Genomic DNA, 21,611 nt, shown 5'->3' on the forward strand with positions numbered 1-21,611 from the left:
GCCGCGCTCAGCCCCCCAGCCCGAGCGCGCCCACCATCAGCGGCAGGACCAGGATGATGAGGACCGCGCCGAGCACGTCGAACGAGACGCCGGTGCGGATCATCCGCGTGATCGGCACGGTGCCGGAGCCGTAGACGACCGCGTTCTGCGGCGTGGAGACCGGCAGCATGAAGCCGAACGACGCGGCGAATGTCGCCGCCAGCGCGGGCACGAACGGGTTGATCCCGGCGGCCACCGCGATGGGGATGATGATCGGCACCACCACCGCGGCCGACGCCGTGTTGCTGGTCGTCTCCGAGACGACGATGGCCAGCACGACCGCGAACGCGGTGATCCAGAACGTGCTGGCGAGACCCAGGCGGTCCGAGGCCCCGTTGCCGATGGTCTCGGCGAGCCCGGAGGACTCCAGCAGGCTGCCGAAGATGATGCCGGTGCCGAAGAGCACGACCGTGCCCCAGTCGATCTTGGCGGCGTCGCTCCAGCGCAGGGTGAACTCGCGCTCGGCCCAGCGGGTGGGCAGCAGGAACAGCAGGGAGGCCCCGAGGATCGCCACGACGCCCTCGTCGAGCCGGTCGCTCACCGTGGTGTAGACGCCGGAGTCCGTGCCCGCGACGAGGGCGACGACGCCCGGCGTGATCCAGAGGGTGACGGTGACGGCGAACGCCACGAGGGTGTTGCGCTCGGCGACCGAGAAGCGGCCCAGCCGCGCCCGCTCGGCCGCGACGTACTCCTCGACCCCCTCGAGGCGACGGGTCTCCGGGCGGTTGAGGAGCAGGACGACCACGGCGAGGGCCACGAACATCACCCCGCAGATCGGCGCCGCCATCATCATCCAGTCGAGGAACGAGATGCGCTCGCCCGTCGCCTCCTCGATGAGGCCGCGGCCGATGAGGTTGGGCGGCGAGCCGACGGGGGTGAGCAGGCCGCCGACGCTCGCGCCGTAGGCCAGCATGAGCATCAGCGCGGCACCGACCCGCAGGCGCAGGGGGTCGAAGTCGGCCGCGACCTCCCCGCGGTCCTGCATCAGCTTCGCGATGACCGTGAGGATGCCGATCGCGGTGGGCAGGAGCATCGCGACCGTCGCGGTGTTGGAGACGAAGGCCGAGAGCAGCGCGGTGATGGCGCCGAAGGCGATGACGACGCGGAACGTCGAGCGTCCGACGCCGGGCAGGCTCAGCACGAAGATCGCGAAGCGCCGCGCCACCCCGTGCTTGAGCATCGCCTGGGCCAGGATGAACGCCCCGATGAAGGTGAAGACCGTCGACGACCCGAAGGGCGCCAACGCCTCGTCGGCCGAGGCCACCCCGAGCACGACGATCGCCGCGATGCCCAGGAAGCCCCCGATCGGGATCGGCACCGGCTCGGTCACCCACAGCACGATGACGCCGAGCAGGATCGCCGCCAGCAGGTGCTGGTCGCCCTCGAGCCCCGTCGGCAGCAGCCAGAAGACCACCCCGAGCAGCGGCGCGAGCACGAGCCCGGCCGTGCGCCGCCCCTTCTCGAACCGCTCCTCGCGCGGCGACAGGTGCTGCTCGCCGAGACTGCGGTAGGTCGCGGTGTCGAGGAACGCCTTGTCGACGTCGGTGCGCTGGCCGGAGCGGCCGTCCTGGGTGGCTGTCATGCGAGCTCCCCTCCGAGACGTGTGGTGCGCGTCACACTACCGGCAGCGCCGGCCACGGCGGGGTACGGCGCTCAGCCCGCCCGGTACGCGTCGGCCGGGTAGACGCCCAGGACCTTCACGTCGGTGGTGAAGAACGACAGCTCCTCGAGTGCCCGGGCCAGCCCCGGATCGGCCGGGTGCCCGTCCACCTCGGCGAGGAACTGGGTGGCGATGAACTCCCCGTCGACCATGTAGGACTCCAGCTTCGTCATGTTCACCCCGTTCGTGGCGAACCCGCCGAGCGCCTTGTAGAGGGCGGCCGGCAGGTTGCGCACGTTGAACACGAAGGTCGTCACGACCGGCCCGTTGCCCGCGGGCGCCTCGTCGTACGACGGGGAGAGCACCACGAACCGGGTGGTGTTGTGGTCCTCGTCCTCGACGTCGGTCGCCAGCACCTCGAGGCCGTAGATGTCGGCGGCCAGCGGCGGGGCGAGCGCGGCCTGCGTGGGGTCGCCGGACTCCGCCACCTCGCGGGCGGCGCCGGCGGTGTCGCCCGAGATCATCGGCGTCCAGCCGTGGGCCGCGATGATCCGGCGGCACTGCCCGAGCGCGTGCACGTGGCTGTGGACGGTGCGGATCGTCTCCGTCGTCGCGCCCGGCACCGCCATCAGGTGGAACTGGATGCGCAGGAAGTGCTCCGCGATGATGTGGAGGCTCGTCGTCGGCAGGAAGTGGTGGATGTCGGCGACGCGCCCCGCGAGCGTGTTGTCGATCGGGATGAGCGCCAGGTCGGCGTCGCCGCGCTCGACGACCGCGAAGACCTCCTCGAACGAGGCGCACGGCACCGACTCCAGGTCGGCGTAGTGCCGCTGGCACACGATGTGGGAGTTGGAGCCGGGCTCACCCTGGTACGCGATCCGTCGGACAGTCACGGTCGGTCATCCTCGCACCGGCGCGGACGCACCGTCGACGCGAGCGTCAGCGGCGGACGGACCAGCGGCCCAGCAGCGTGCTGTCCGCCTCGAGGAGCAGCTGCAGGTCGAGGGCCGCGTCGACCGGCGGACCGGCCGTGATGCGCGGGCGCTCGCCGGCGACGATCCGCGGCACGAACGTGGCGCACAGCTCGTCGGCGACACGGCTCGCCAGGAGGTCGCGCAGCAGGTGGGGGCCGCCCTCGGCGAGCAGGTGCACGAACCCCTGCTCCACGAGCTGCTCCCGCAGCGCGACCAGGTCGACGCTGTGGGAGCCGAGCACGAGCACGTTGTCCTCGCCGAGCACCTCGCGCGCCTCGGCCAGGCCGTCGGCCGCCGCGCAGGTCGCCAGGAGCACCCGGCCGGGCTCGGCCCCGCGCAGCCCCGCGGGCACCTGGCCACGGCGGCTCACGAGCACGATCGGCCGCTCGGCCGGCGAGTAGCCCTCGGCCTCCGCCGTCCCGGCACCGACGACGATGACGTCGGCCAGCTGCCGCAGCACGCGGAACACCCGCTGGTCGGCCGCGTCGTGGATGGAGTCGGAGCGCTCCGAGTCGCCGGTCGCCGCCCCGTCGAGGGTGCTCACCATGTTGACGCGCAGCCACGGGCCACCCGCCGGCACGCCGTACAGCGCGGGCAGCTGGTCGTCACCGAGGTCGTCGGTGCCGGCGGCGGCGGGGTTGCGGCGGTCGAGGAGTACACGCACGCGGCCCACAGTAGGCGACCGTCCGCGAAGGCAGGTGTGCGTACTCAGACGCACCTGAGTCCCCACGGCCTGCCGCGCGCGGCGGCGGACTGGCTGGATGGGGAGCATGAGCTTCGCCGATCCCACCCGCTGCCCCGACTGCCGCGCGCCGTACGCCGCGGGGAGCCCCGGCTGCAGCCGCTGCGGCCTCCCCCTGCGCGGCGACCTGGCCCGCGAGCTGTTCAGCACGCTGCGCGCCGCCGACGGCCTGCTCGTCCGGCTCCGCGCCACCGCCACCGCCCCGGCACCGGCGCCGGCACCCGCACCGGCCCCCGCATCCGCGCCCGCGCCCGTCACCGCCCCCGCCCCTGTCCCGGTCGGGGTCGGCGGTGCGACGGTCGCGCCGTACCCCCGCCCGACGCCGGCGCCCCCGGGCCCCCGTCCTGCGGCGGCTCCCCCGGCGGCGCCCTCCACGGGCCTCCTCGAGAGCGGGGTGCCGGGCCTGCTCCTCGGCCTCGGCGCGGCCTGCCTGCTGGTCGGCTCGCTGGTCTTCCTCGCGATCGCGTGGGCCCTGCTCGGCGTCGGCGGACGCACGGCCGTGCTGGGTTCGATGACCGTGCTGGCGGCCGTCGGCACCGTCGCGCTCGCGCGGCGCGGGCTGCGGGCGGGCGCGGAGTCGTTCGCCTGCGTCACGCTCGGCCTCGTGCTGCTCGTCGTCGGCGGCGCCGACGCCGCGGGCTGGTGGGGCGACATCGGGGGCGGCACGCTGCTCCTGCTCATGGGCGGCGCGCTGGTGCCCGTCGGTCTCGGGCTGGCCGAGGCGGGCCACGGCACGCCCCGCGGGCTGCTCGCCGCGCCCCAGGTCGGCACCGTCCTCGGCGGGCTCCTCGCCACGGCGGGCGCCGCGGCGGTCCTCCCCGTCGAGAGCGGTCTCGCCGGTGGTACGGCGGGCCTCGCCCTCCTCGCGGCGTACGGCGCCGTGCGGCCCTCCCGGCTGCTCTCGGCGCTCGCCGCGTTGGCCGGCGCCGGGACCTGGGCCCTGCTCGCCACCGTCGGCGTCGTCCGGGCGGTCCTGCACCTCGACACCCTGTGGTCCGCCGGCCACGTGGTGCCCCTGCTCGTCGCGGCCGGCCTGGCTGCCGCTCCCGCCGTGCTGCCGCCGACCGTCCTCGCCCTGCCGCACCTGGCCCGGGTGGTGTGCGCCGCCGCCGCGGGCGCCGCGGTCACCGTCGCGGTCGTGCTGGGCCTGCACGCGGTGGGCCTCGACGCCGCCGTCACCGGCTGGAGCCTCGCCCTCCTCGTGGTCGCCGCGGCCGCGGCGGTCGTCCCGCCGGCCTGGCGGGCCGCCCTGCTGGGCCCCGGCGCGGTGAGCACGTTCGTCCCCCTCGCGGCGCTGCTGGAGGTGGTGAGCCGGGCCGTCGGGGCCGTCCTCACCGTGCCGCGCCCGACCGACGCCCTCACCCGACTGGCCCCGCCCGAGGGCCTGCTCGACCGGCCCTGGGTGGCCGCCGTCGCGGCCCTCGCCCTCGTCGCGGCCCTCGCCGTGACCCTCGGACGGCACGTCCCCGCGGCACGTGGGGACCGCGGGGACGTGCCCGTCGCGCTGCTGCTCACGACCCTGGTCGCCGCAGCGGTGGCGGCCTCCTACCCGGTCCCGCTCCTCGTCGTCGTGCTCGGGCTGCTCGTGCCCGCCGCCGGCGCGGTCGTGGTCGCCGCGCTCGGCGACGGGCGGTCGGCACCGTGGTGGAGCGTCGCGGCCGCCCTGACCGGCCTCGGCACGATCGCCGCCACTCCTGCCCCGGAGCTGCTGCTCGGCGCGCTCGCCCTGGCCGTCGTGGGGTGCACCGTCGCCCTCCTGCTGCCCAGCGGCGTCGTCGTGGGCACCGGCGCGGGCCTGGTCCTGGCGCCCGCCGCGACGGGCACCGTGCTGGTGCTCGGCGACCTGCTCGACGCCGACCGCCAGCCGCTGGTCGCGGTGACGACCGTCGTCGTCGCCCTGCTGGTCGCGCTCGTCGGCCGGGTCGCCGTGGAGCTCGGCGCCGCCGCGACGGCCGTGGTGCTCCTCGGCGTCGCGGCGTCCCAGCCCGACGCGGGCACGTGGCTGGCCGTCGACCTCACCCTCCTCGGGGTGGGGGCCGCCCTCGCGGCCCTGCTCCGGACCGGGCGCCGTCCGCTCGCCTGGGTCGGTGGCGCCCTGCTGGTGCTCGCCTCGTGGGTGCGCCTCGTCGACTCCGGCGTCACGACCCCGGAGGCCTACTCGCTCCCGGCCGCGGTGGCGCTCCTCGCCGTGGGCGTGCTGGCCCTGCTGCGCGAGCCCCGGCTGCGGACGACGCCGACCCTCCTGGGCGGCCTGGCGCTCGCGCTGACGCCGAGCCTGCTGGCGGCGCTGGACGAGCCGGCGTCCCTGCGTGGCCTGCTGCTCGCCCTGGCCTGCCTCGCGCTCGTCCTCGGCGGGGCGCGGCTGCGCTGGAGCGCGCCGCTGCTCGCCGGCGCCGTGACCGGGAGCCTGCTGCTCCTGCGCGCGCTCGCGCCGTACGCCGCGCAGGTGCCGCCGTACCTCGTCATGCTCCTCGCGGGCGTCGTGCTCGTCGCGGTGGGCGTCACCTGGGAGAGCCGGCTGCAGTCGCTGCGCCGTGGCCGGCAGTACGTCGCGCGCCTGCGCTGAGCCGAGTCCGTCGCCACCTCCTGACGCCGGGCCCCGTCGGTCCTAGGGTGGTGGGCGTCGCCCGCGCCACCCCTGCGGGCGCGCCCACCGCGCCGCCCACCCCCGCGGCGCCCGAGCACAGGAGAACCATGACCAGCCCCGCAACCGCCCCCGACACCGTCGGGTCCGACCTCTTCGAGCTGGCCGCCGGCCACGAGCAGGTCGTCGTCGCCAACGACCCGGCCTCCGGCCTGCGCGCGATCATCGCAATCCACTCCACCGCGCTGGGCCCGGGCCTCGGCGGCACCCGCTTCCACCCGTACGCCTCGACCGACGCCGCGCTGCGCGACGTGCTCGACCTGTCCCGAGGGATGTCCTACAAGGCCGCCCTCGCCGGGCTGGACCTGGGCGGCGGCAAGGCCGTCATCATCGGCGACCCGCGCCGCGACAAGTCCGAGGCGCTGCTGCGCGCCTACGGCCGGTTCGTGCAGTCGCTGAGCGGGCGCTACCTCACCGCCTGCGACGTCGGCACCTACTCGGCCGACATGGACCTCGTCGCACGGGAGTGCCGCTACGTCACGGGCCGCACGGTCGCGAACGGCGGCGCCGGCGACAGCTCCGTGCTCACCGCGTACGGCGTGTTCCAGGGCATGCGGGCCGCGGCCGAGCGGCTGTGGGGCGAGGCGACGCTCGCCGGGCGCACGGTCGGCATCGCCGGCGTCGGCAAGGTCGGGCGCCACCTGACCGGGCTGCTCGTCGAGGACGGCGCCCGGGTCGTCGTCACCGACGTGCACGCGCCCGCGGTCGAGGGCGTGCTCGCGACGTACCCCGGCGTGCGGGCGGTCGGGACCACGGCGGACCTCGTGCGCGAGGACCTCGACGTCTACGCGCCCTGCGCGCTCGGCGGCGCCCTCGACGACGAGACGGTCGGCGTGCTGAAGGCCCGCATCGTGTGCGGCGCGGCCAACAACCAGCTGCCCCACGCGGGCTCGGCGGAGCGCGTGGCGGACGCGGGCATCCTCTACGCGCCCGACTACTGCGTGAACGCGGGCGGCCTCATCCAGGTCGCCGACGAGCTCGACGGGTTCTCCTTCGAGCGCGCGCAGCAGCGTGCGGCGGGGATATTCGACACCACCCGGGCGGTGTTCGAGCTGGCCGACCGGGACGGCGTGACGCCGGCGACGGCCGCCGACCGGCTGGCCGAGAAGCGGATGCAGGACGTGGGTCGCCTGCGAGGGGTCTGGCTGGGCAGCTGAGCGGGAAGCCAGGAGGCCTTCGCACCGGCACCCCCGAGGCTCACGCCTTCGGGGGTGCCGATCCGCTCAGCGGGGGTCAGTCACGCTGTGGGCCGGGGTAGTCGGCCCACTTGTCGTACTCATCGAACGACTCCGCGGAGTCGTCATTGCCGCTGTCGCCATGCAGCTCCCGCGCCAGAGCACCAAGATCGGTCTCGTGCGTGCGGTACTTCAGGTCGCGTGCGACCTTCGCCTGCTTGGCCTTTGCTCGGCCGCGCCCCATAGGGTCGACCCCCTCGCGCTTGGCCGGGGCTCTGGGGCACCCGGGCTGACTGTCTGTGTCGTGGGCGCAACGCTACCTGTTCGCTGGTCGTTCCCGCACTTCCCGACGCACATTCGCCGTACGCCCACCGCGAAATCACGCCCCGCCCCCGACGGCGCGACACGCCCGGGCGTCGGGTCAGGCCAGCTGGCGGCGCACCTCGGCGGCGACGGCCCCGCCGTCCGCACGGTCCTTGACCTGCGGCTGGACCACCCCCATCACCTTCCCCATCGCCTTCATGCCCTCGCCGGCGACCCCGAGCTGCTCGACGGCCGCCCGCACGATCTCCGTGATCTCCGCCTCACCGAGCTGGGCCGGGAGGTAGTCGGCGATGACCGCCGCCTCCGCCTGCTCCTTCTCCGCGCTCTCGGCGCGCCCGCCCTCGGCGAAGGCCGCGGCGGCCTCGCGCCGCTTCTTGGCCTCCTTGCCGAGCACCCCGAGCACCTCGGAGTCGCTGAGCTCGCGGGCCTCCTTGCCGGACACCTCGGCGGTGGTGACCGCGGCCAGCACCATCCGCAGGGTCGAGGAGCGCAGCGGGTCCCGCTCCTTCATGGCAGCGGTCAGGTCGGCGCGGAGACGGTCCTTCAGGGCACTCATGGGGCCATTGTGGCAGCCTGTCGGGGTGCCGCCCACCGACTTCCTCCGCCCCTCCTCCCCCCACGTCGGCGCGGGTGGACGCCGGGCCGGGAGGGTCCTGGCACGCACCGCGCTGGCGGGCGTCGCGGCGGGGGCCGCGGCCACGTCGTACGGCGCGTGGGAGGCCCGGCGCTACACCCTGCGGGAGGTGGAGGTGCCGGTCCTGCCACCCGGCGCCCGGCCGCTGCGGGTGCTGCACCTCTCCGACATCCACCTCGTGCCGACGCAGCGGCGCAAGATCGCGTGGCTGCGGAGCCTGGGCGATCTGCGCCCCGACCTGGTGATCGACACCGGGGACAACCTCGCGCACCCCGACGCCGTCCCCGCGCTGCTCGACGCCCTCGGCCCGCTGCTCGACGTGCCGGGCGCCCACGTGCTCGGGTCGAACGACTACTTCGCGCCGTCGCTGCGCAACCCCCTGCGCTACCTGCTGCCCGACGACGGCCGGCGCAACACGCAGACCCCCGAGCTGCCGTGGCGCGACCTCGTCGCCGCGTTCGCCGCCGCCGGGTGGCGCGACCTGACGAACCGCCGGGCGAGCCTCGACGTGGGGGACCTGCGGCTCGTGCTCGCCGGCGTCGACGACCCCCACCTCGAGCAGGACGACCTCGATGCCGTCGCCGGTGACGCCCGGGCCGGTCTGGGCGCGGACGCGGACGTGGCCCTCGGCGTCGCGCACGCGCCGTACCTGCGGGTGCTCGACCAGTTCGCCCGCGACGGGTACGACGCGGTGCTCGCCGGCCACACGCACGGCGGCCAGGTGTGCCTGCCGGGGATCGGCGCGCTCACCACCAACTGCGACCTCGAGCCGGCGCGCGCCAGGGGCCTGCACCGCCACCCGGCCGACTCCGCGCCGGGCGACCCCGGGTCGACCTGGATGCACGTGTCCGCCGGGCTGGGCACCGCGCCGTCGATGCGGATCCGCACGTTCTGCCGTCCCGAGGCGACGCTGCTGACGCTCGTCCCGGCGCCCGCCGTGCCGACCGTCGGCTGACGCGGGGCCGATTGGAGCGCCGGTCGTCGGCTCGTATATGCTCCTGACGCTCGTGTGCCGAGAGGCCACGATCGTCGGGCTGTGGCGCAGCTTGGTAGCGCGCCTCGTTCGGGACGAGGAGGCCGCAGGTTCAAATCCTGTCAGCCCGACCACCGGGACGGCCGGACCCCCAGGGGTCCGGCCGTCGCCCGTTTCCGGGGCCTTCCGACCCGGCCGCACCCGTCGCCCGCGCGCCCGACCGCGCCCCGCGCTGCAGCGCCACGACGGCCGCCCGTCGGGCGGGCCCGTTCACCTGCAGCGGCACCCGGCGCGCGTGGCACACTCCCCCCATGGTCGAGAAGGACGAGGGCGGCGGGCCCGCGCACGACGTCGAGAAGGACCTCGAGCTCTCCCTCCAGCTGCCCTCCTTCGGTCGTCGGCGGAAGAAGAAGGGGGCGCGCGCCGAGGCCGCTGCCCCGGTCGTCGAGCCGAGTCCCCCACCGCCGGCGCCCGAGCCGCTGCCGGAGCCCGAGCCCGTCCCCGAGCCCCTGCCGGTCCCGGAGCCCCTGCCGGCCCCCGAGCCGGAGCCGCTCCCCGAGCCGGACCCCGTGCCCGAGCCCGAGCCGCTCCCCGAGCCCGAGCCGCTCCCGGAGCCCGAGCCCGTCACCGAGGTGCTGCCCGTCGTCGAGCCGTCGGGCGCCACGCCGACCCCCGCTGAGGCCCCGGCCGAGCCCCCGGCAGAACTCGAGCCCGAGCCCGCACCCGAGCCCCCGGCCGAGTCCGCACGCGAGCCCGAGCCGTCACTCGCCGCCGAGCCCACGGCCGAGCCCGCGGCCGCCGAGGCCGCGCGCGTCGAGCCGGTCGTGCGCCGTCCCCGTCCGGGGCTGTCCACCGCCCGCGGCCGCCTCGGGGGCACCCTGAGCGAGCGGCTCGCCGCTCGGCGCAGCCAGCAGGAGCTGGCCTCCGGCGGGGCCCCCGCACCCGCCCCGGCCGCGACGCCGGAGACGCCCCTGGCGGACCCTGTCGAGCCGGTCGCGCCCGAGCCGGTCGCCGTCGAGCCGCCGGTCGGGTCGGAGACGACCGAGGAGCCGGGCACCGCGGTCGAGCCGGAGGCGCTGACACCCGCGGAGCCGGCGGAGCCGGCGGAGCCGACGGAGCCCGCACCGATCGATCTCGTGCCGGAGCCGGTGGCCGCCGAGCCGGAGCCGGAGCCGGTCGCTGCCGAGCCGGAGGACGCCGCGCCCGCGTCTCCCCTGCGCGAAGCGGTGGAGGCCGCGACCCGCGAGGTGGCCCCCGATCCCGACGCCCCGGCCGGGCCCACCGGGCCCACCGGGCCCACCGAGCCCACTGAGCCCACCGACCCCGCCGCGCCCACCGGACTGGTCGACCGTCCCGTCGAGGAGCCCTCGTCCGAGCCGGTCGCGGGGACCGCACCGGTGCCCGAGGAGATCCTCTACCCGGAGACCGGGCAGTCGACCGACCCGGCGGCTGCGTCCGCCGAGGGTGGCGCCGAGGGCGGCGGCGGGGGACGTCGTACCGGCTCGTCGCTGCTGACCCGCCTGCGCACCTTCGAGCTGCCGCCCGTGCCCCAGACGGTGGCCGTGGCCGCGACCGGCCTCCTGACGGGCCTGGTCGTCGCCGTGCTGGCCACCGGCTCGCTGCAGCTCTGCTCGGTCGTGCAGGGCACCGGGTCGTGCGGCAGCCCGGTGCTGCTGCTGCTCGTCGCGGCGCTGGTGATCGCCGTCGTCCTGGGCGCGCGGCTGCTCAGCGCCTGGCGGGTGTCCGAGCCCGGGAGCACCAGCTTCCTGGCGGTCGGCCTCGTGGCGTTCGTCGTGCTGCTCTTCCTGCTCGACGTGCTGTTCTCGTGGGTCGCGCTGCTGGTGGTGCCGGTCGTCGCGGTGGTCATGTTCCTGCTCGCCCACCTGCTCACCGACAAGCTCGCCGAGGGCGTCCCCGACGCGGAGCCACCCGGCCGCTGACGTCGCCCGCCGGTACGGCGACGGGGCGACCCCACCCGCAGGTGGGACCGCCCCGTCGTCTCGTGCGGTGGCGCTCAGGCGCCGAGCGTGGTGCCCGCCGAGCGCAGGGCCTGGCACGCCTCCACGACGCGCGCCGCCATGCCGGCCTCGGCGGCCTTGCCCCAGGCGCGGGGGTCGTAGGCCTTCTTGTTGCCGACCTCGCCGTCGATCTTCAGCACGCCGTCGTAGTTGGCGAGCATGTGGCCCGCGACGGGGCGGGTGAACGCGTACTGCGTGTCGGTGTCGACGTTCATCTTGATGACGCCGTAGTCGACGGCCGCGGCGATCTCCTCGGCCGTCGAGCCCGACCCGCCGTGGAAGACGAGGTCGAACGGCTTGGCGCCGGCGTCGAGGCCGAGCTGCGCGACGACCGCCTCCTGGGCGGCCTTGAGGATCTCCGGGCGCAGCTTCACGTTGCCGGGCTTGTAGACGCCGTGCACGTTGCCGAACGTCAGCGCCGTCAGGTAGCGGCCCTTCTCGCCGGTGCCGAGCGCGGCGACCGTGGCCAGCGCGTCCTCGGGGGTCGTGTAGAGGTGCTCGCCCATGCCGCCCTCGACGCCGTCCTCCTCGCCGCCCACGATGCCGATCTCGACCTCGAGCACGATCTTGGCCGCCGCGGCCTGGGCCAGCAGCTCCTCGGCGATCCGCAGGTTCTCGTCGAGCGGCACGGCCGAGCCGTCCCACATGTGCGACTGGAAAAGCGGCGCCGCGCCGCGCGCCACCCGCTCCTTCGAGATCTCGATGAGGGGCCGCACGAAGCCGTCCAGCTTGTCCTTCGGGCAGTGGTCGGTGTGCAGCGCGACGTTGACGGGGTAGCTCTTCGCGACCTCGGCGGCGTACGCCGCGAACGCGACGGAGCCGGTCACCATGTTCTTGACGCTGGGGCCGGAGAGGTACTCCGCGCCGCCCGTCGAGATCTGGATGATGCCGTCGGACCCGGCGTCGGCGAAGCCCTTGAGGGCCGCGTTGAGGGTCTGGGAGGACGAGACGTTGATGGCCGGGTAGGCGAAGGACTTCGCCTTGGCCGCGTCGAGCATCTCGGCGTACTTCTCGGGAGTGGCGATGGGCATCGGTGGGGTCTCCTCGATGAGCGGGCGGATCGCCGTCACCCTAGCGGGGTGGCGCCGCCCGCCGGGTCAGAGCCACCCGCGGCGGCGGAAGACGAGGTAGAGGACCACGCTGACCATCAGCATCATGACGACGGCCATCGGGTAGCCCCACGCCCAGTGCAGCTCGGGCATGTGGTCGAAGTTCATGCCGTAGACCGTGCCGACCAGGGTGGGCGCGAAGAGGATGGCGGCCCACGACGAGATGCGCTTGACCTCCTCGCTCTGGTCGATGCTGACCTCGCTCAACGCCTTCATCTCCTCGTTCTGCTGCTGGGCGACGAGGGTGGCGTTGACGGTCAGGATGTCGCGCAGCAGCTGGCGGAACTCGTCGACCTGCTCGATGACGACGGTCAGGTGGTCGTCGACGTCGCGCAGGTAGCGCTGCAGCTCCTCGTCGGTGCCGTACTTGGCGAAGCCGGCCCCGAGGCCCTTGACCACGGCGGACAGGGGGCGGGTGGCGCGCTGGAACTCGACGACCTCGCGCGTCAGCGCGTAGATGCGCCGCGACACCCCCGGGTCGCCGCTGAAGACCTCGGTCTCGATCTCGTCGATGTCGTTCTCGAGACCGGCCACGACGGGCGCGTAGCCGTCGACGACCCGGTCGAGGATGGCGTAGAGGATCGCCTCGGGCCCCAGCGCCAGCAGCTCGGGGTCCTCCTCGAGCCGGTGCCGCACGGCACCCAGGTCGGGTGCCTCGCTGTGGCGGACGCTGACGACGAAGTCGGGCCCGACGAAGAGGTGCACCTCGCCGAACTCGACCTCCTCGCGGTCGTCGACGTAGCGGGCGGGGCGCAGCACGACGAAGAGCGTGTCGTCGTAGCGCTCCAGCTTCGGGCGCTGGTGCGCCACGATCGCGTCCTCGACCGCGAGCTCGTGCAGGTCGAACTCGCCGGCGAGCGAGGCGAGCTCGTGGTTCTCGGGGCGGTAGAGCCCGATCCAGGCGATGGCCTCGTCGTGCTCGCGCAGCACCCGGTACGTCGCGGCGAGGTCGCCCGGGGAGGCGACGCGTCGCCCACCGACGTACAGGGCGCTGTCGATGATGCGCCGCTCGGTCGCGTCCGCGGGCTCGGGGGTCCCGCTCTCGGGGGCGGGGACGCCCGCGGCCCCCTCGACGGCGTCCACCCGCGCGGGATCGACGCGGTTGCGTCGCAGGGGCGGCGGCAGCAGGCGGGACGGGCGGGTGCGGTCCGACATCGGTCCTCCTCACGGGGGCGGCCGTCCGCGGGGCGCGGTCGGGCGGGGGCCGCGCCGGGACGCGGACGGGCCAGCGTAGGCCCCCGCGGTGACGACGGGTGGCCGGGAGGTGACGCCCGGGTGCGGGCGGGCGCCCCCGGCACGACGGACGCCGGCCCCTCGGGAGGGACCGGCGTCGTGTGCGTGCCGTGCGGACCGGGTGGATCAGGCCTCGATGGCCTCCGGCGTGTCGGTGGGCCGGGCGCCCGCCACGGCGATCTTCCGCGCCTTCGCCTTCTCGGCCACGGGGACGACGAGCCGGAGCACGCCGTCGGCGTACGCCGCCTCGATGCGGTCGAGGTCGAGGTTGTCGCCGAGCACCAGCTGGCGGGTGAACGTGCCCCGCGTGCGCTCGGAGGCGAGCATCTCCCAGTCGCCGTTGCGCGCCACGCGCTCGGCCTTGACGGTGAGCACGTTGCGCTCGACGTCGAGGTCGATGGTGTCGGCGCTGACGCCGGGAAGGTCGAACTCGATCACGAAGTGCTCGCCCTCGCGCCACGCGTCCATCGGCATGACGGCGGGTCGGTTGGTCGTGCCGGAGCCCATGAGCTGGGCGGCCAGGCGGTCGAACTCACGGAACGGGTCGGTGGTCCGGAGCAGCATCACGTCATCCTCCTCGTGTGTCCTGGTCCCGGAGGGCCCGAGACCTGATGTCTACGCATCAGAGAACCTGACACCACTGTTATATATTCCGGTGACGGGCGCGGTTCAAGCCCATGCCGGGGATTTTTTCGGGAGGTGCCGTGGCGCGACGGACGACGGGGGTGTTCGCCATCTCGGTGGCGGCCGACATGGTGTCCATGCAGGTGCAGAACCTGCGGGTCTACGAGCGTCGCGGCCTGCTCGAGCCCGACCGCACGCCGGGCGGCACCCGGCTCTACAGCGAGGCCGACATCGACCGGCTGCACCGCATCCGCACCCTGCTGGAGGAGGGTCTCAACCTCGTCGGCATCGGGCGGGTGCTGGCCCTGGAGGCCGAGGTGGAGCGGCTGCGCGGCGAGGTGGCCCGCCTGCGCCGGCGCCGGGGCGAGGATCAGCCGCGCCAGACCTGAGCGTCGCCGAGGTCGGCGTGGGTGCGCACCCAGGCGTGCATCGCGATCGCGGCCGCCGCGCTGGCGTTGATGGAGCGCGTGGAGCCGAACTGCGCGATCGAGAAGGTGCCGTCGCAGACCGCGCGCGCCTGCTCCGACAGGCCGGGACCCTCCTGCCCGAAGAGGAAGCAGACGTCGTGGGGCACGGCCATCGTCTCCAGGTGGGCCGACCCCGGCAGGTTGTCGATGCCCAGCAGGCGCACGGGCCGCTCGAGCCCGTGGAGGTACGCCGCGAGGTCGGGCACGGAGGCGTGGTGGCGCACGTGCTGGTAGCGGTCGGTGACCATCGCGCCGCGGCGGTTCCAGCGGCGGTTGCCCACGACGTGCACCTCGGCGGCCAGGAAGGCGTTCGCCGTGCGCACGATCGTGCCGATGTTGAAGTCGTGCTGCCAGTTCTCGATCGCCACGTGGAAGCCGTGCCGGCGGGTGTCGAGGTCGGCCACGATGGCCTCGAGCCGCCAGTAGCGGTAGCGGTCCACGACGTTGCGGCGGTCGCCGCCGGCCAGCAGCTCGGGGTCGTAGCGCTCGCTGCCCTCCCCCGTCGGCCACGGGCCCTCCCACGGCCCGACGCCCACCTCGGCCGGGCCGTGCGGCATGGGGTCGTACGGCGCGCGCACCGCCTCCTCGTCGGGTCCGGCGGTGTCCTGGGGACCGGGCACGCCGGCGCTCAGGCCGGTCGCGCCGGGTCGCGGTCGGTCACGGACGCGCGCCGCTCGACGACCAGCAGCACGAGGACGATCACGACCCCCAGGACGGCGAGCAGCACCGGCCCGAGGACCGGGTCGGTGGGGGCGAGGAGGCTGCCCGGGCCGTGCGCCTCGTCGTCCGCACCGCCGGACTGCCAGGGCCACAGCGCGCGCAGCGACCCGAGCATGAGACCCGCCATCGCGAGCAGGGTCGCGCGGCGGTGCCGCGTCAGGGCGAGGTGCAGCACCGGGACGAACGCCGCCAGGCCCGCGACCGCACCGGCCGCGAACACCACGACGTACCCCAGGTCGCGCTCGTCCACGGCGGTCAGCGTGGTGCTGTAGAGACCGACGGCCAGGAGGAAGAAGGAGCCGGACACGCCCGGCACGACGAGGGCGCAGATCGCGACGGCCGCGGCCAGGAAGACGACCCAGGCAGGCGGGTCGGCGACCTCGTTGCCGGACGCCAGGCCGACGAGCACGAAGGCGACGACGGCGGGCACCGCGAAGAGCGCGACGTCGGCGCCCCGGCCGCCACCCGTCCCGCGCTCGCGCCGCGGGAGCATCCGCAGCGGGACGGCGATGCTCGCCGCCACGAGACCGAGGAAGAGCCCCCGGGCGTGCTCCGGGTGGTCTCCGACGAAGGCCTCCATCGCGCCCGCGACGGTGAGGACGGCGGCTGCCATCCCGAGGAGCACCGGCCCCACCAGGAACCAGTCCGTGCGGCGGACCTCCGCGGCGAAGCCCGCGCGTCGGTCGGGCCCGAGCACCAACCGCTTGGCGGCGCCCAGGAAGTGCGAGGCGGAGGCGATGAGCTGCTCGTAGACCCCGGTCACCAGGGCGACCGTGCCGCCCGAGACCCCGGGCACCAGCTCGGCGAGACCGATGAGGAACCCCCGCACCAGGTCGAGCGGCAGCAGGGCCCGCGAGCGCTTGGGGGTCAGGTCCGTCGTCACGGGCCGAGGGTACTGGCGTCCCGCCTGACGCGGCGGTTCTGCCGCACGCGGAAGACGACGAAGGACGCGACGGCCAGCGCGACGACCACGACGACGGTCGTCTGCACCGCGCCCATGTAGGGCTCGACGCGGTCCCACTGGGACCCGGCGAAGTAGCCGGCGAGCACCCAGATGCTGTTCCACACGAGGCTGCCCGCCAGCGTGAGCAGCAGGAAGAGCAGGAACGGCATCCGCTCGATGCCGGCGGGGACGGAGATGAGGCTGCGGAAGATCGGGACCATCCGCCCGAAGAACACGGCCTTCCTGCCGTGCCGCTCGAACCACGCCTCGGTGCGCTCGAGGTCCTCGGTCTTGACCAGCGGCACGTGCTCCCACACGCGGTACATCCGCTGGCGGCCGAAGGCGACGCCCAGCCAGTAGAGGACGGCGGCACCGATCACCGAGCCGGCCGTCGTCCAGATCAGCGCCTCGGCGAGCGTGAAGTCGCCCCGGTTCGCGGTGAAGCCGGCGAGCGGCAGGATCACCTCGCTCGGCAGCGGCGGGAACAGGTTCTCCGCCGCGATGGCGATGCCGGCGCCGATGGGCCCGATCTTCTCCATCAGCTCGACGGCCCAGCCGGCGAACCCGGTGAGGTCGTCGGGGTCGGCGCTCATCAGGGTCGGGCCAGCCAGGGCGCCGGTCGTGATCACCGGGCGAGGATAGCGACGGGGGCTGAGAGCGCCTCAGATGGTGAGCTCGGCCTTGCCGACCGCGAAGCGGTAGGGCACGCCCTCGGCCTCGACGCGCTCGGCGGCCCCGGTGTCGCGGTCGACGACCACGGCCACCCCGACGACCTCCGCACCGGCCGCGCGCAGGGCGGCGACCGCCTCGAGCACGGACCCGCCGGTGGTGGAGGTGTCGTCGACGGCGAGCACGCGCCGCCCCGCGACGGGCGGGCCCTCGATCAGCTTCTGCAGGCCGTGCACCTTCTGCGACTTCCGCACGACGAACGCGTCGAGCACGCGGCCCTCGGCCGCGGCGGTGTGGAGCATCGCGGTGGCGACGGGGTCGGCACCGAGCGTGAGGCCGCCCACCGCGTCGTACTCCCAGTCGGCCGTCAGGTCGAGCATGACCCGCCCGAGCGCCGGGGCGGCCGCGGCGTCGAGCGTCACGCGACGCATGTCGACGTAGTAGTCGGCGGTCGCGCCGGAGCTCAGCACGACCTCGCCGCGCACGACGGCCTTGGCGTCGACCTGGGCGATCAGCTGCTGCTTGGCCGGGGAGTCGGGGGCGCTCATGGACCCTGAGCGTAGTGGTCGCGGCGCGGGGGCCGCGCGGGACCTCAGCCGGCGAGCGGGGCGGTGGCGAGCACCTCGTGACGGGGCCGGCGCCGAGGCCCCTCCCCCAGGTGGGAGGCCACGACGGCGACCTCGTCGACGGTCCAGCGGGGACCCTCGTACGCGTCGAGGAGCCGCACCCAGTCGCTCAGCTGCCGCGGTCGACCCGAGCGCGCGACCGTCAGGTGGGGCCGGAACCGGGTGCCGTCGACCTCAACCCCGGCGGTCGCCACGGCGGTCCGGGCGCCCCGGGCCAGGGCCTCGAGCTCGGCGCCCGCCGCCTCGTCGAGCGCCAGTCCCGCCCACAGCACCTGCGCGGCGTCGGGGTGCGGGAAGGCGCCGCCCCCGGCGACCCGGGTGGTGAACGGGGTACGGCGCGCCGCGGCCGCCGCGGTCCGCTCGAGCACCTCGTCGACCCGCCACTCCTCGACCTCCGCGGCGAAGGCGAGGGTGACGTGGAGGTTCTCGGGGCGGCTCCACCGCAGGTCGGCGGCCGCGCGACGCACGTCGAGGAAGTCGTCGAGGTGCTCGAGGACGTCGGCGGGCGGGACGAGGGCGGTGAACAGGCGCATCACCACCGACGGTACGGCGGGGAGCACCCCCGCCGCACCGGGTTTCCGGACGGGTCCGGTGTGGCTCAGCTGGCGGAGCAGAGGACCAGCGTGCTGCTCACGGCGGCCGTCGCCTTCGAGCCCGTGCCGGAGACGCCCTCGGGCAGGGTCACCGCGGCGTTCAGCTGGAAGGCCACGGTGATCGAGAGCGTGGTGCGGAAGGCGATCGTCGCCCCGGCCGGGAGCTCGCTCGTCAGGACGATCTGCCGCGACGTCGGACTGAGCGGGGTCACCTGCGCGATGCCACCCGTCACCGAGAACACCCCGATGTTGGCGACGCCCCTCCCGGTGACGAGGACCGTCGTACCGGCCGGCAGCGAGGCGGTCGGCCCTGCCTGCAGGGTGAAGCCCGGCCCGAGAAGCCCGAGGGTGCCGCAGCTGCCCTGCAGCGAGAACGCCCCGACGTCGGAGACGGACGCGGCGTACGCCGGCGCTGCCGCGACGACCGCGACGGTGGGCACGGACCACGCCGCGGCGCGGGTGACGGAGCGACGCGAGACGCCGCTCCCGGTGGTGGCGCCGGACGTGGTGCCGGACGTGTGGTCGGACATGGCGGACCCTCCCCAGAGTCTGATCAGGTGCAGTGCACACCCAATGGACCCCAGGTCCCGGGGCCCGTCAAACGCGGGCCCCGGGGTGTCCGGACCACCCCCGACCGGGGGCAAAAAGACGGCAAAGAAAGCCGCATTCCCCTCAGGTCACAGCCCGAGGTCGCGCCCGATGAGCTCCTTCATGATCTCGTTCGAGCCGGCCCAGATCTTCGAGACGCGGGCGTCGCGCCACGCCCGGGCGACCCGGTACTCGTTCATGAAGCCGTAGCCGCCGTGCAGCTGCACGCAGTGGTCGAGCACGTCGTTCTGGATCTCGCTGGTCCACCACTTGGCCTTCGCGGCGTCGACCGGCGTGAGCTCCTGCTTGGTGTGCGCCGTGACGCACTGGTCGAGGAACGCCTCGCTGACCTCGATCTTGGTGATGAGCTCGGCCAGCAGGAACTTGGAGTGCTGGAACTGACCGATCGACTGGCCGAACGCCTTGCGGTCCTTCGTGTACTGCACCGTCTCCAGCAGGATCTGCTTCGCGTGCGCGATGTTCGAGATCGCGCAGCCGAGGCGCTCCTGCGGCAGCTTCTGCATCATGTGGATGAAGCCGGAGTCGAGCTCGCCCACGACGTGGTCGTCGCCGAGGCGGACGTTCTCGAAGAACAGCTCGGCGGTGTCGGACTCGTCCTGGCCCACCTTGTCGAGCTTGCGGCCCCGGCTGAAGCCCTCCGCGGTGGCCGGGATGGCGAACAGCGTGATGCCGCGGGCCTTCTTCTCCGGGCTGGTGCGCACCGCGGTGATGACGAGGTCGGCCGAGTAGCCGTTCGTGATGAACGTCTTCGAGCCGTTGATGACCCACTCGTCGCCGTCGCGCACGGCCGTCGTCTTGAGCGCCGCCAGGTCGGAGCCGCCGGAGGGCTCGGTCATGCCGATCGCGAGCAGGATCTCGCCCGCGGCCACGCCCGGCAGCCAGCGCCGCTTCTGCTCCTCGGTGCCGAGCTGCACCAGGTACGGCGCCGTGATGTCGGCGTGGATGCCCCAGCACGAGCCGAGGGCCGCGTTGACCTTGCTGAGCTCCTCGCCCATGACGGCGTTGAAGCGGTAGTCGCCCGCGCCCGCGCCGCCGTACTCCTCGGGGATCTCCAGCCCCAGGAACCCCTGCTTGCCCGCCTCGAGCCAGAACTCGCGCGGGATGCCCTTGTTCTCGGCGTACGCCTCGACGTCGGGGATGACCGAACGCTCCAGGAACTCGCGCACGGATGCCCGGAACGCCTCGTGGTCCTCGTCGTAGATCTCTCGGTTCACGAGGCCGGACCTTACTCGCAGGTAACCGGCGTCAGCCAGGGGGTGTGACGTACGCCGACGTACGCCGACGCTCACCCGGCGTGGGGGGCGGGGCCCGGCTCGGCGCCGGCGCGCTCGACGGCCTCGAGCGTCCCGGCGAGCAGGGCGAGGACCTCGTCCGCGCCGACGGCGACGCGGGTCGCGACCCGGCGGTCGGCGCCCAGCAGCACGGCCGACGGCGTGCCCGGCACACCGAACGCGTCGCGCACGCCGCGCGAGCCGAGCGCCAGGTGGGGGCGCAGGGCGGGGAAGCGCCGCAGGAACGGGTCGCGATCCGACGACGTCACCACCAGCACGTGGACGCCGCGCCCGAGGTCGGCCTGCCAGACGGGCACCTCGTCGAGCACCTCGTGGCAAGTGCCGCACTCCAGGGAGGCGACCACGAGCAGCACGGCGCGACCGTGGGCCAGGTGGCGCAGCTCCCGCACCTGCCCGTCGGGCAGCACCACCTCGACCACCGGGACCGGCTGCCCGGAGAGGTCGGCCGGGTCCGTCGGCCCGGGCCCGGCGGGGCGGGACCCGTCGGGGCGGGGTGCCTCGCTCGGGACCGCCCTCCCCCCGGCGACCCCGAGCGCAGTGACGAGCACGAGCACGAGGACGAGCAGCAGCGCCGTCCCGGCGGCGGCCGCCACCTCGGGCCCCGAGGCCGACCCGGCTGCGGCGAGGAGACCCGGCGCGCCCCACCCGGTGACGAGGGCGACGACGGCCAGGACGGTGAGGCCGGCCGTGCGGGCGACGGTCAGCGCGGTGACGGGCTCGTCGGACCAGGCGCCGAAGCAGCCGCAGCTCGACCCGTCGCGGCGGCGGGCCGCCCGGGCCAGCGCCGCCGTGAAGACGGCGAGCACGGCCGCGGTGGCGACGAGGGCCACCCGACCGGGGTCACCGGGGAGCAGCAGACCGAGGGCCAGCGCGGCCTCGAGACCCGCGAGCGCCTGGGGCGCCGCCCGCCACCGCGCCAGGCGGGCCGGCGCGAGCGCGACGAGACCGGCCCGCGCCAGGTCGGGGCGGCGCACCTTCGCAGACGCCGCGACCGCCAGCACCCCGAGGAGGGTGCCGGCGGTCGCGAGGTGCAGCGCGGTGCTCAGTGGTTCGGGACTCCCGTCAGACGCAGAGCGTGACGACCTGGAGCCCGGCGACGCTGGCGCCCGTGAGGCGGAACGACGCGGCGTTCGCGCCGGGGCCCGACTCGGCCGACGACGCGACGGCCGCCAGGGTGAAGGTCTGCGCGACGTTGAGGGCGAGCGCCGCGTCGCTGAGGTCCACGTACACGGTCGAGCCCTGCGGGAGGTCGGCCTCGAGGGCGAGGACCGCCTCGCCGTCGGTGCTCGTGCCCAGGACGGTGAGCCCGGTCGCGGGCCCGCCGAGACCGAGCCCGAGGAGACCGGCGCCGGTCAGGACGAACTGCGTGCCCGCCGGGACGGTCCCCGTCAGCGCGGTGATCGCGAAGCGCTTGTTGCCGGACAGGTCCAGCAGGGACGCGCCGCAGTCGGCGGTGACCTGCACGTCGTACGACGTCCCGGGGGACGCGGCGAACGCCGGCGCGGCCGCGACGACGGCGACGGTGGGGACGGACCAGGCGGCGACGCGGGTGACCGCTCGGCGGCTGACGTGACCCGGACGGGCCTCGGTCTCGGACATGGCG

Annotated in this window: 22 protein-coding genes and 1 tRNA gene; 6 read left to right on the forward strand and 17 right to left on the reverse strand. The window is 74.9% G+C overall.

Annotated features, from left to right (window positions below; translation table 11 throughout):
* Positions 1 to 7 precede the first annotated feature (7 nt).
* From ACOACO_RS01050 to ACOACO_RS01060, 3 genes are all read right to left on the reverse strand, one after another.
* A complete protein-coding gene (locus ACOACO_RS01050; protein ID WP_420294403.1) occupies positions 8 to 1,621 on the reverse strand; it encodes an SLC13 family permease in 1,614 nt (537 codons plus the stop codon).
* Between the two features lie 71 nt (positions 1,622 to 1,692).
* Positions 1,693 to 2,532 (reverse strand): prephenate dehydratase, encoded by an 840-nt coding sequence (locus tag ACOACO_RS01055; protein ID WP_420294404.1) that lies wholly within the window; start codon positions 2,530 to 2,532, stop codon positions 1,693 to 1,695.
* A gap of 46 nt (positions 2,533 to 2,578) precedes the next feature.
* Positions 2,579 to 3,277, reverse strand: coding sequence for a dihydrofolate reductase family protein (locus tag ACOACO_RS01060; RefSeq protein ID WP_420294405.1), 699 nt, complete (start codon positions 3,275 to 3,277; stop codon positions 2,579 to 2,581).
* Positions 3,278 to 3,383: 106 nt separating this feature from the next.
* Between ACOACO_RS01060 and ACOACO_RS01065 the strand changes: the two genes are divergently transcribed.
* Both ACOACO_RS01065 and ACOACO_RS01070 read left to right on the forward strand, forming a co-directional pair.
* A complete protein-coding gene (locus tag ACOACO_RS01065; protein WP_420294406.1) occupies positions 3,384 to 5,921 on the forward strand; it encodes an SCO7613 C-terminal domain-containing membrane protein in 2,538 nt (845 codons plus the stop codon).
* A 128-nt stretch (positions 5,922 to 6,049) separates the two neighbouring features.
* Positions 6,050 to 7,156, forward strand: coding sequence for a Glu/Leu/Phe/Val family dehydrogenase (locus tag ACOACO_RS01070; RefSeq protein ID WP_420294407.1), 1,107 nt, complete (start codon positions 6,050 to 6,052; stop codon positions 7,154 to 7,156).
* Between the two features lie 76 nt (positions 7,157 to 7,232).
* Here ACOACO_RS01070 and ACOACO_RS01075 read toward each other — a convergent pair whose 3' ends face one another.
* A complete protein-coding gene (locus ACOACO_RS01075; RefSeq protein WP_420294408.1) occupies positions 7,233 to 7,418 on the reverse strand; it encodes a DUF3073 domain-containing protein in 186 nt (61 codons plus the stop codon).
* A gap of 177 nt (positions 7,419 to 7,595) precedes the next feature.
* Positions 7,596 to 8,054, reverse strand: a complete 459-nt coding sequence (locus ACOACO_RS01080) for a GatB/YqeY domain-containing protein (protein ID WP_420294409.1) — start codon at positions 8,052 to 8,054, stop codon at positions 7,596 to 7,598.
* Between the two features lie 25 nt (positions 8,055 to 8,079).
* On the opposite strand from ACOACO_RS01080, the gene ACOACO_RS01085 reads away from it, so the two are divergent.
* The 3 genes from ACOACO_RS01085 to ACOACO_RS01095 all read left to right on the forward strand — a co-directional run bounded on the left by ACOACO_RS01085 (position 8,080) and on the right by ACOACO_RS01095 (position 11,045).
* Positions 8,080 to 9,087 carry a metallophosphoesterase gene (locus ACOACO_RS01085; protein ID WP_420294410.1) on the forward strand — a complete coding sequence of 336 codons (1,008 nt, stop codon included), beginning with the start codon at positions 8,080 to 8,082 and terminating at the stop codon, positions 9,085 to 9,087.
* A gap of 75 nt (positions 9,088 to 9,162) precedes the next feature.
* Positions 9,163 to 9,239: transfer RNA gene (locus ACOACO_RS01090), tRNA-Pro, on the forward strand.
* Between the two features lie 177 nt (positions 9,240 to 9,416).
* Positions 9,417 to 11,045: a hypothetical protein gene (locus tag ACOACO_RS01095; RefSeq protein WP_420294411.1), complete on the forward strand. Its 1,629-nt coding sequence runs from the start codon at positions 9,417 to 9,419 to the stop codon at positions 11,043 to 11,045.
* A gap of 74 nt (positions 11,046 to 11,119) precedes the next feature.
* On the opposite strand, the gene fbaA is transcribed toward ACOACO_RS01095, so the two are convergent.
* From fbaA to ACOACO_RS01110, 3 genes are all read right to left on the reverse strand, one after another.
* Positions 11,120 to 12,154: a class II fructose-bisphosphate aldolase gene (gene fbaA, locus ACOACO_RS01100; RefSeq protein ID WP_420294412.1), complete on the reverse strand. Its 1,035-nt coding sequence runs from the start codon at positions 12,152 to 12,154 to the stop codon at positions 11,120 to 11,122.
* A 66-nt stretch (positions 12,155 to 12,220) separates the two neighbouring features.
* Positions 12,221 to 13,387 carry a magnesium and cobalt transport protein CorA gene (locus ACOACO_RS01105; protein WP_420294413.1) on the reverse strand — a complete coding sequence of 389 codons (1,167 nt, stop codon included), beginning with the start codon at positions 13,385 to 13,387 and terminating at the stop codon, positions 12,221 to 12,223.
* A 204-nt stretch (positions 13,388 to 13,591) separates the two neighbouring features.
* On the reverse strand, positions 13,592 to 14,029 hold the full coding sequence (locus ACOACO_RS01110; RefSeq protein ID WP_420294414.1) for an Hsp20/alpha crystallin family protein: 438 nt from the start codon (positions 14,027 to 14,029) through the stop codon (positions 13,592 to 13,594).
* A 140-nt stretch (positions 14,030 to 14,169) separates the two neighbouring features.
* Here ACOACO_RS01110 and ACOACO_RS01115 point away from each other — a divergent pair, with 140 nt between their 5' ends.
* Positions 14,170 to 14,478, forward strand: coding sequence for a MerR family transcriptional regulator (locus tag ACOACO_RS01115; RefSeq protein ID WP_420294415.1), 309 nt, complete (start codon positions 14,170 to 14,172; stop codon positions 14,476 to 14,478).
* Here the strand turns inward: ACOACO_RS01115 and ACOACO_RS01120 are convergent.
* The 9 genes from ACOACO_RS01120 to ACOACO_RS01160 form a co-directional block, all read right to left on the reverse strand.
* Positions 14,460 to 15,113 carry a TrmH family RNA methyltransferase gene (locus ACOACO_RS01120; protein ID WP_420296276.1) on the reverse strand — a complete coding sequence of 218 codons (654 nt, stop codon included), beginning with the start codon at positions 15,111 to 15,113 and terminating at the stop codon, positions 14,460 to 14,462. The genes ACOACO_RS01115 and ACOACO_RS01120 overlap by 19 nt on opposite strands.
* Positions 15,114 to 15,184: 71 nt before the next feature.
* Entirely contained in the window at positions 15,185 to 16,159 is a 975-nt protein-coding gene (locus ACOACO_RS01125; protein ID WP_420294416.1) for a DUF368 domain-containing protein, read from the reverse strand.
* The gene (locus tag ACOACO_RS01130; RefSeq protein WP_420294417.1) at positions 16,156 to 16,848 is read right to left on the reverse strand and encodes a DedA family protein; all 693 of its coding nucleotides are present in this window, start codon (positions 16,846 to 16,848) and stop codon (positions 16,156 to 16,158) included. The genes ACOACO_RS01125 and ACOACO_RS01130 overlap by 4 nt, the downstream gene beginning before the upstream one ends.
* 33 nt (positions 16,849 to 16,881) lie before the next feature.
* Positions 16,882 to 17,436 carry an orotate phosphoribosyltransferase gene (gene pyrE / locus ACOACO_RS01135; RefSeq protein ID WP_420294418.1) on the reverse strand — a complete coding sequence of 185 codons (555 nt, stop codon included), beginning with the start codon at positions 17,434 to 17,436 and terminating at the stop codon, positions 16,882 to 16,884.
* 44 nt (positions 17,437 to 17,480) lie between these two features.
* A complete protein-coding gene (thpR, locus tag ACOACO_RS01140) occupies positions 17,481 to 18,047 on the reverse strand; it encodes an RNA 2',3'-cyclic phosphodiesterase (protein WP_420294419.1) in 567 nt (188 codons plus the stop codon).
* A gap of 65 nt (positions 18,048 to 18,112) precedes the next feature.
* On the reverse strand, positions 18,113 to 18,637 hold the full coding sequence (locus ACOACO_RS01145; protein WP_420294420.1) for a hypothetical protein: 525 nt from the start codon (positions 18,635 to 18,637) through the stop codon (positions 18,113 to 18,115).
* 147 nt (positions 18,638 to 18,784) lie between these two features.
* On the reverse strand, positions 18,785 to 19,930 hold the full coding sequence (locus tag ACOACO_RS01150) for an acyl-CoA dehydrogenase family protein (protein ID WP_420294421.1): 1,146 nt from the start codon (positions 19,928 to 19,930) through the stop codon (positions 18,785 to 18,787).
* Positions 19,931 to 20,001: 71 nt separating this feature from the next.
* Positions 20,002 to 21,054, reverse strand: coding sequence for a TlpA family protein disulfide reductase (locus tag ACOACO_RS01155; RefSeq protein ID WP_420296277.1), 1,053 nt, complete (start codon positions 21,052 to 21,054; stop codon positions 20,002 to 20,004).
* A 16-nt stretch (positions 21,055 to 21,070) separates the two neighbouring features.
* Entirely contained in the window at positions 21,071 to 21,607 is a 537-nt protein-coding gene (locus ACOACO_RS01160; protein ID WP_420294422.1) for a hypothetical protein, read from the reverse strand.
* Between the last annotated feature and the right edge of the window lie 4 nt (positions 21,608 to 21,611).

Origin of the sequence: Nocardioides sp. CPCC 205120 (assembly GCF_048654585.1) — a bacterium.
Taxonomy (GTDB): domain Bacteria; phylum Actinomycetota; class Actinomycetes; order Propionibacteriales; family Nocardioidaceae; genus Nocardioides.

Bases quoted from the DNA above. Each gene is read 5' to 3' on its own strand.
- ACOACO_RS01080 (WP_420294409.1), bottom strand. From the start codon at position 8,054: ATGAGTGCCCTGAAGGACCGTCTCCGCGCCGACCTGACCGCTGCCATG.
- ACOACO_RS01160 (WP_420294422.1), bottom strand. From the start codon at position 21,607: ATGTCCGAGACCGAGGCCCGTCCGGGTCACGTCAGCCGCCGAGCGGTC.
- ACOACO_RS01120 (WP_420296276.1), bottom strand. From the start codon at position 15,113: ATGCCGCACGGCCCGGCCGAGGTGGGCGTCGGGCCGTGGGAGGGCCCG.
- fbaA (WP_420294412.1), bottom strand. From the start codon at position 12,154: ATGCCCATCGCCACTCCCGAGAAGTACGCCGAGATGCTCGACGCGGCC.
- ACOACO_RS01110 (WP_420294414.1), bottom strand. From the start codon at position 14,029: ATGCTGCTCCGGACCACCGACCCGTTCCGTGAGTTCGACCGCCTGGCC.
- ACOACO_RS01095 (WP_420294411.1), top strand. From the start codon at position 9,417: ATGGTCGAGAAGGACGAGGGCGGCGGGCCCGCGCACGACGTCGAGAAG.
- pyrE (WP_420294418.1), bottom strand. From the start codon at position 17,436: ATGAGCGCCCCCGACTCCCCGGCCAAGCAGCAGCTGATCGCCCAGGTC.
- ACOACO_RS01050 (WP_420294403.1), bottom strand. From the start codon at position 1,621: ATGACAGCCACCCAGGACGGCCGCTCCGGCCAGCGCACCGACGTCGAC.
- ACOACO_RS01070 (WP_420294407.1), top strand. From the start codon at position 6,050: ATGACCAGCCCCGCAACCGCCCCCGACACCGTCGGGTCCGACCTCTTC.
- ACOACO_RS01145 (WP_420294420.1), bottom strand. From the start codon at position 18,637: ATGTCCGACCACACGTCCGGCACCACGTCCGGCGCCACCACCGGGAGC.
- ACOACO_RS01065 (WP_420294406.1), top strand. From the start codon at position 3,384: ATGAGCTTCGCCGATCCCACCCGCTGCCCCGACTGCCGCGCGCCGTAC.
- ACOACO_RS01075 (WP_420294408.1), bottom strand. From the start codon at position 7,418: ATGGGGCGCGGCCGAGCAAAGGCCAAGCAGGCGAAGGTCGCACGCGAC.
- ACOACO_RS01105 (WP_420294413.1), bottom strand. From the start codon at position 13,387: ATGTCGGACCGCACCCGCCCGTCCCGCCTGCTGCCGCCGCCCCTGCGA.
- thpR (WP_420294419.1), bottom strand. From the start codon at position 18,047: ATGCGCCTGTTCACCGCCCTCGTCCCGCCCGCCGACGTCCTCGAGCAC.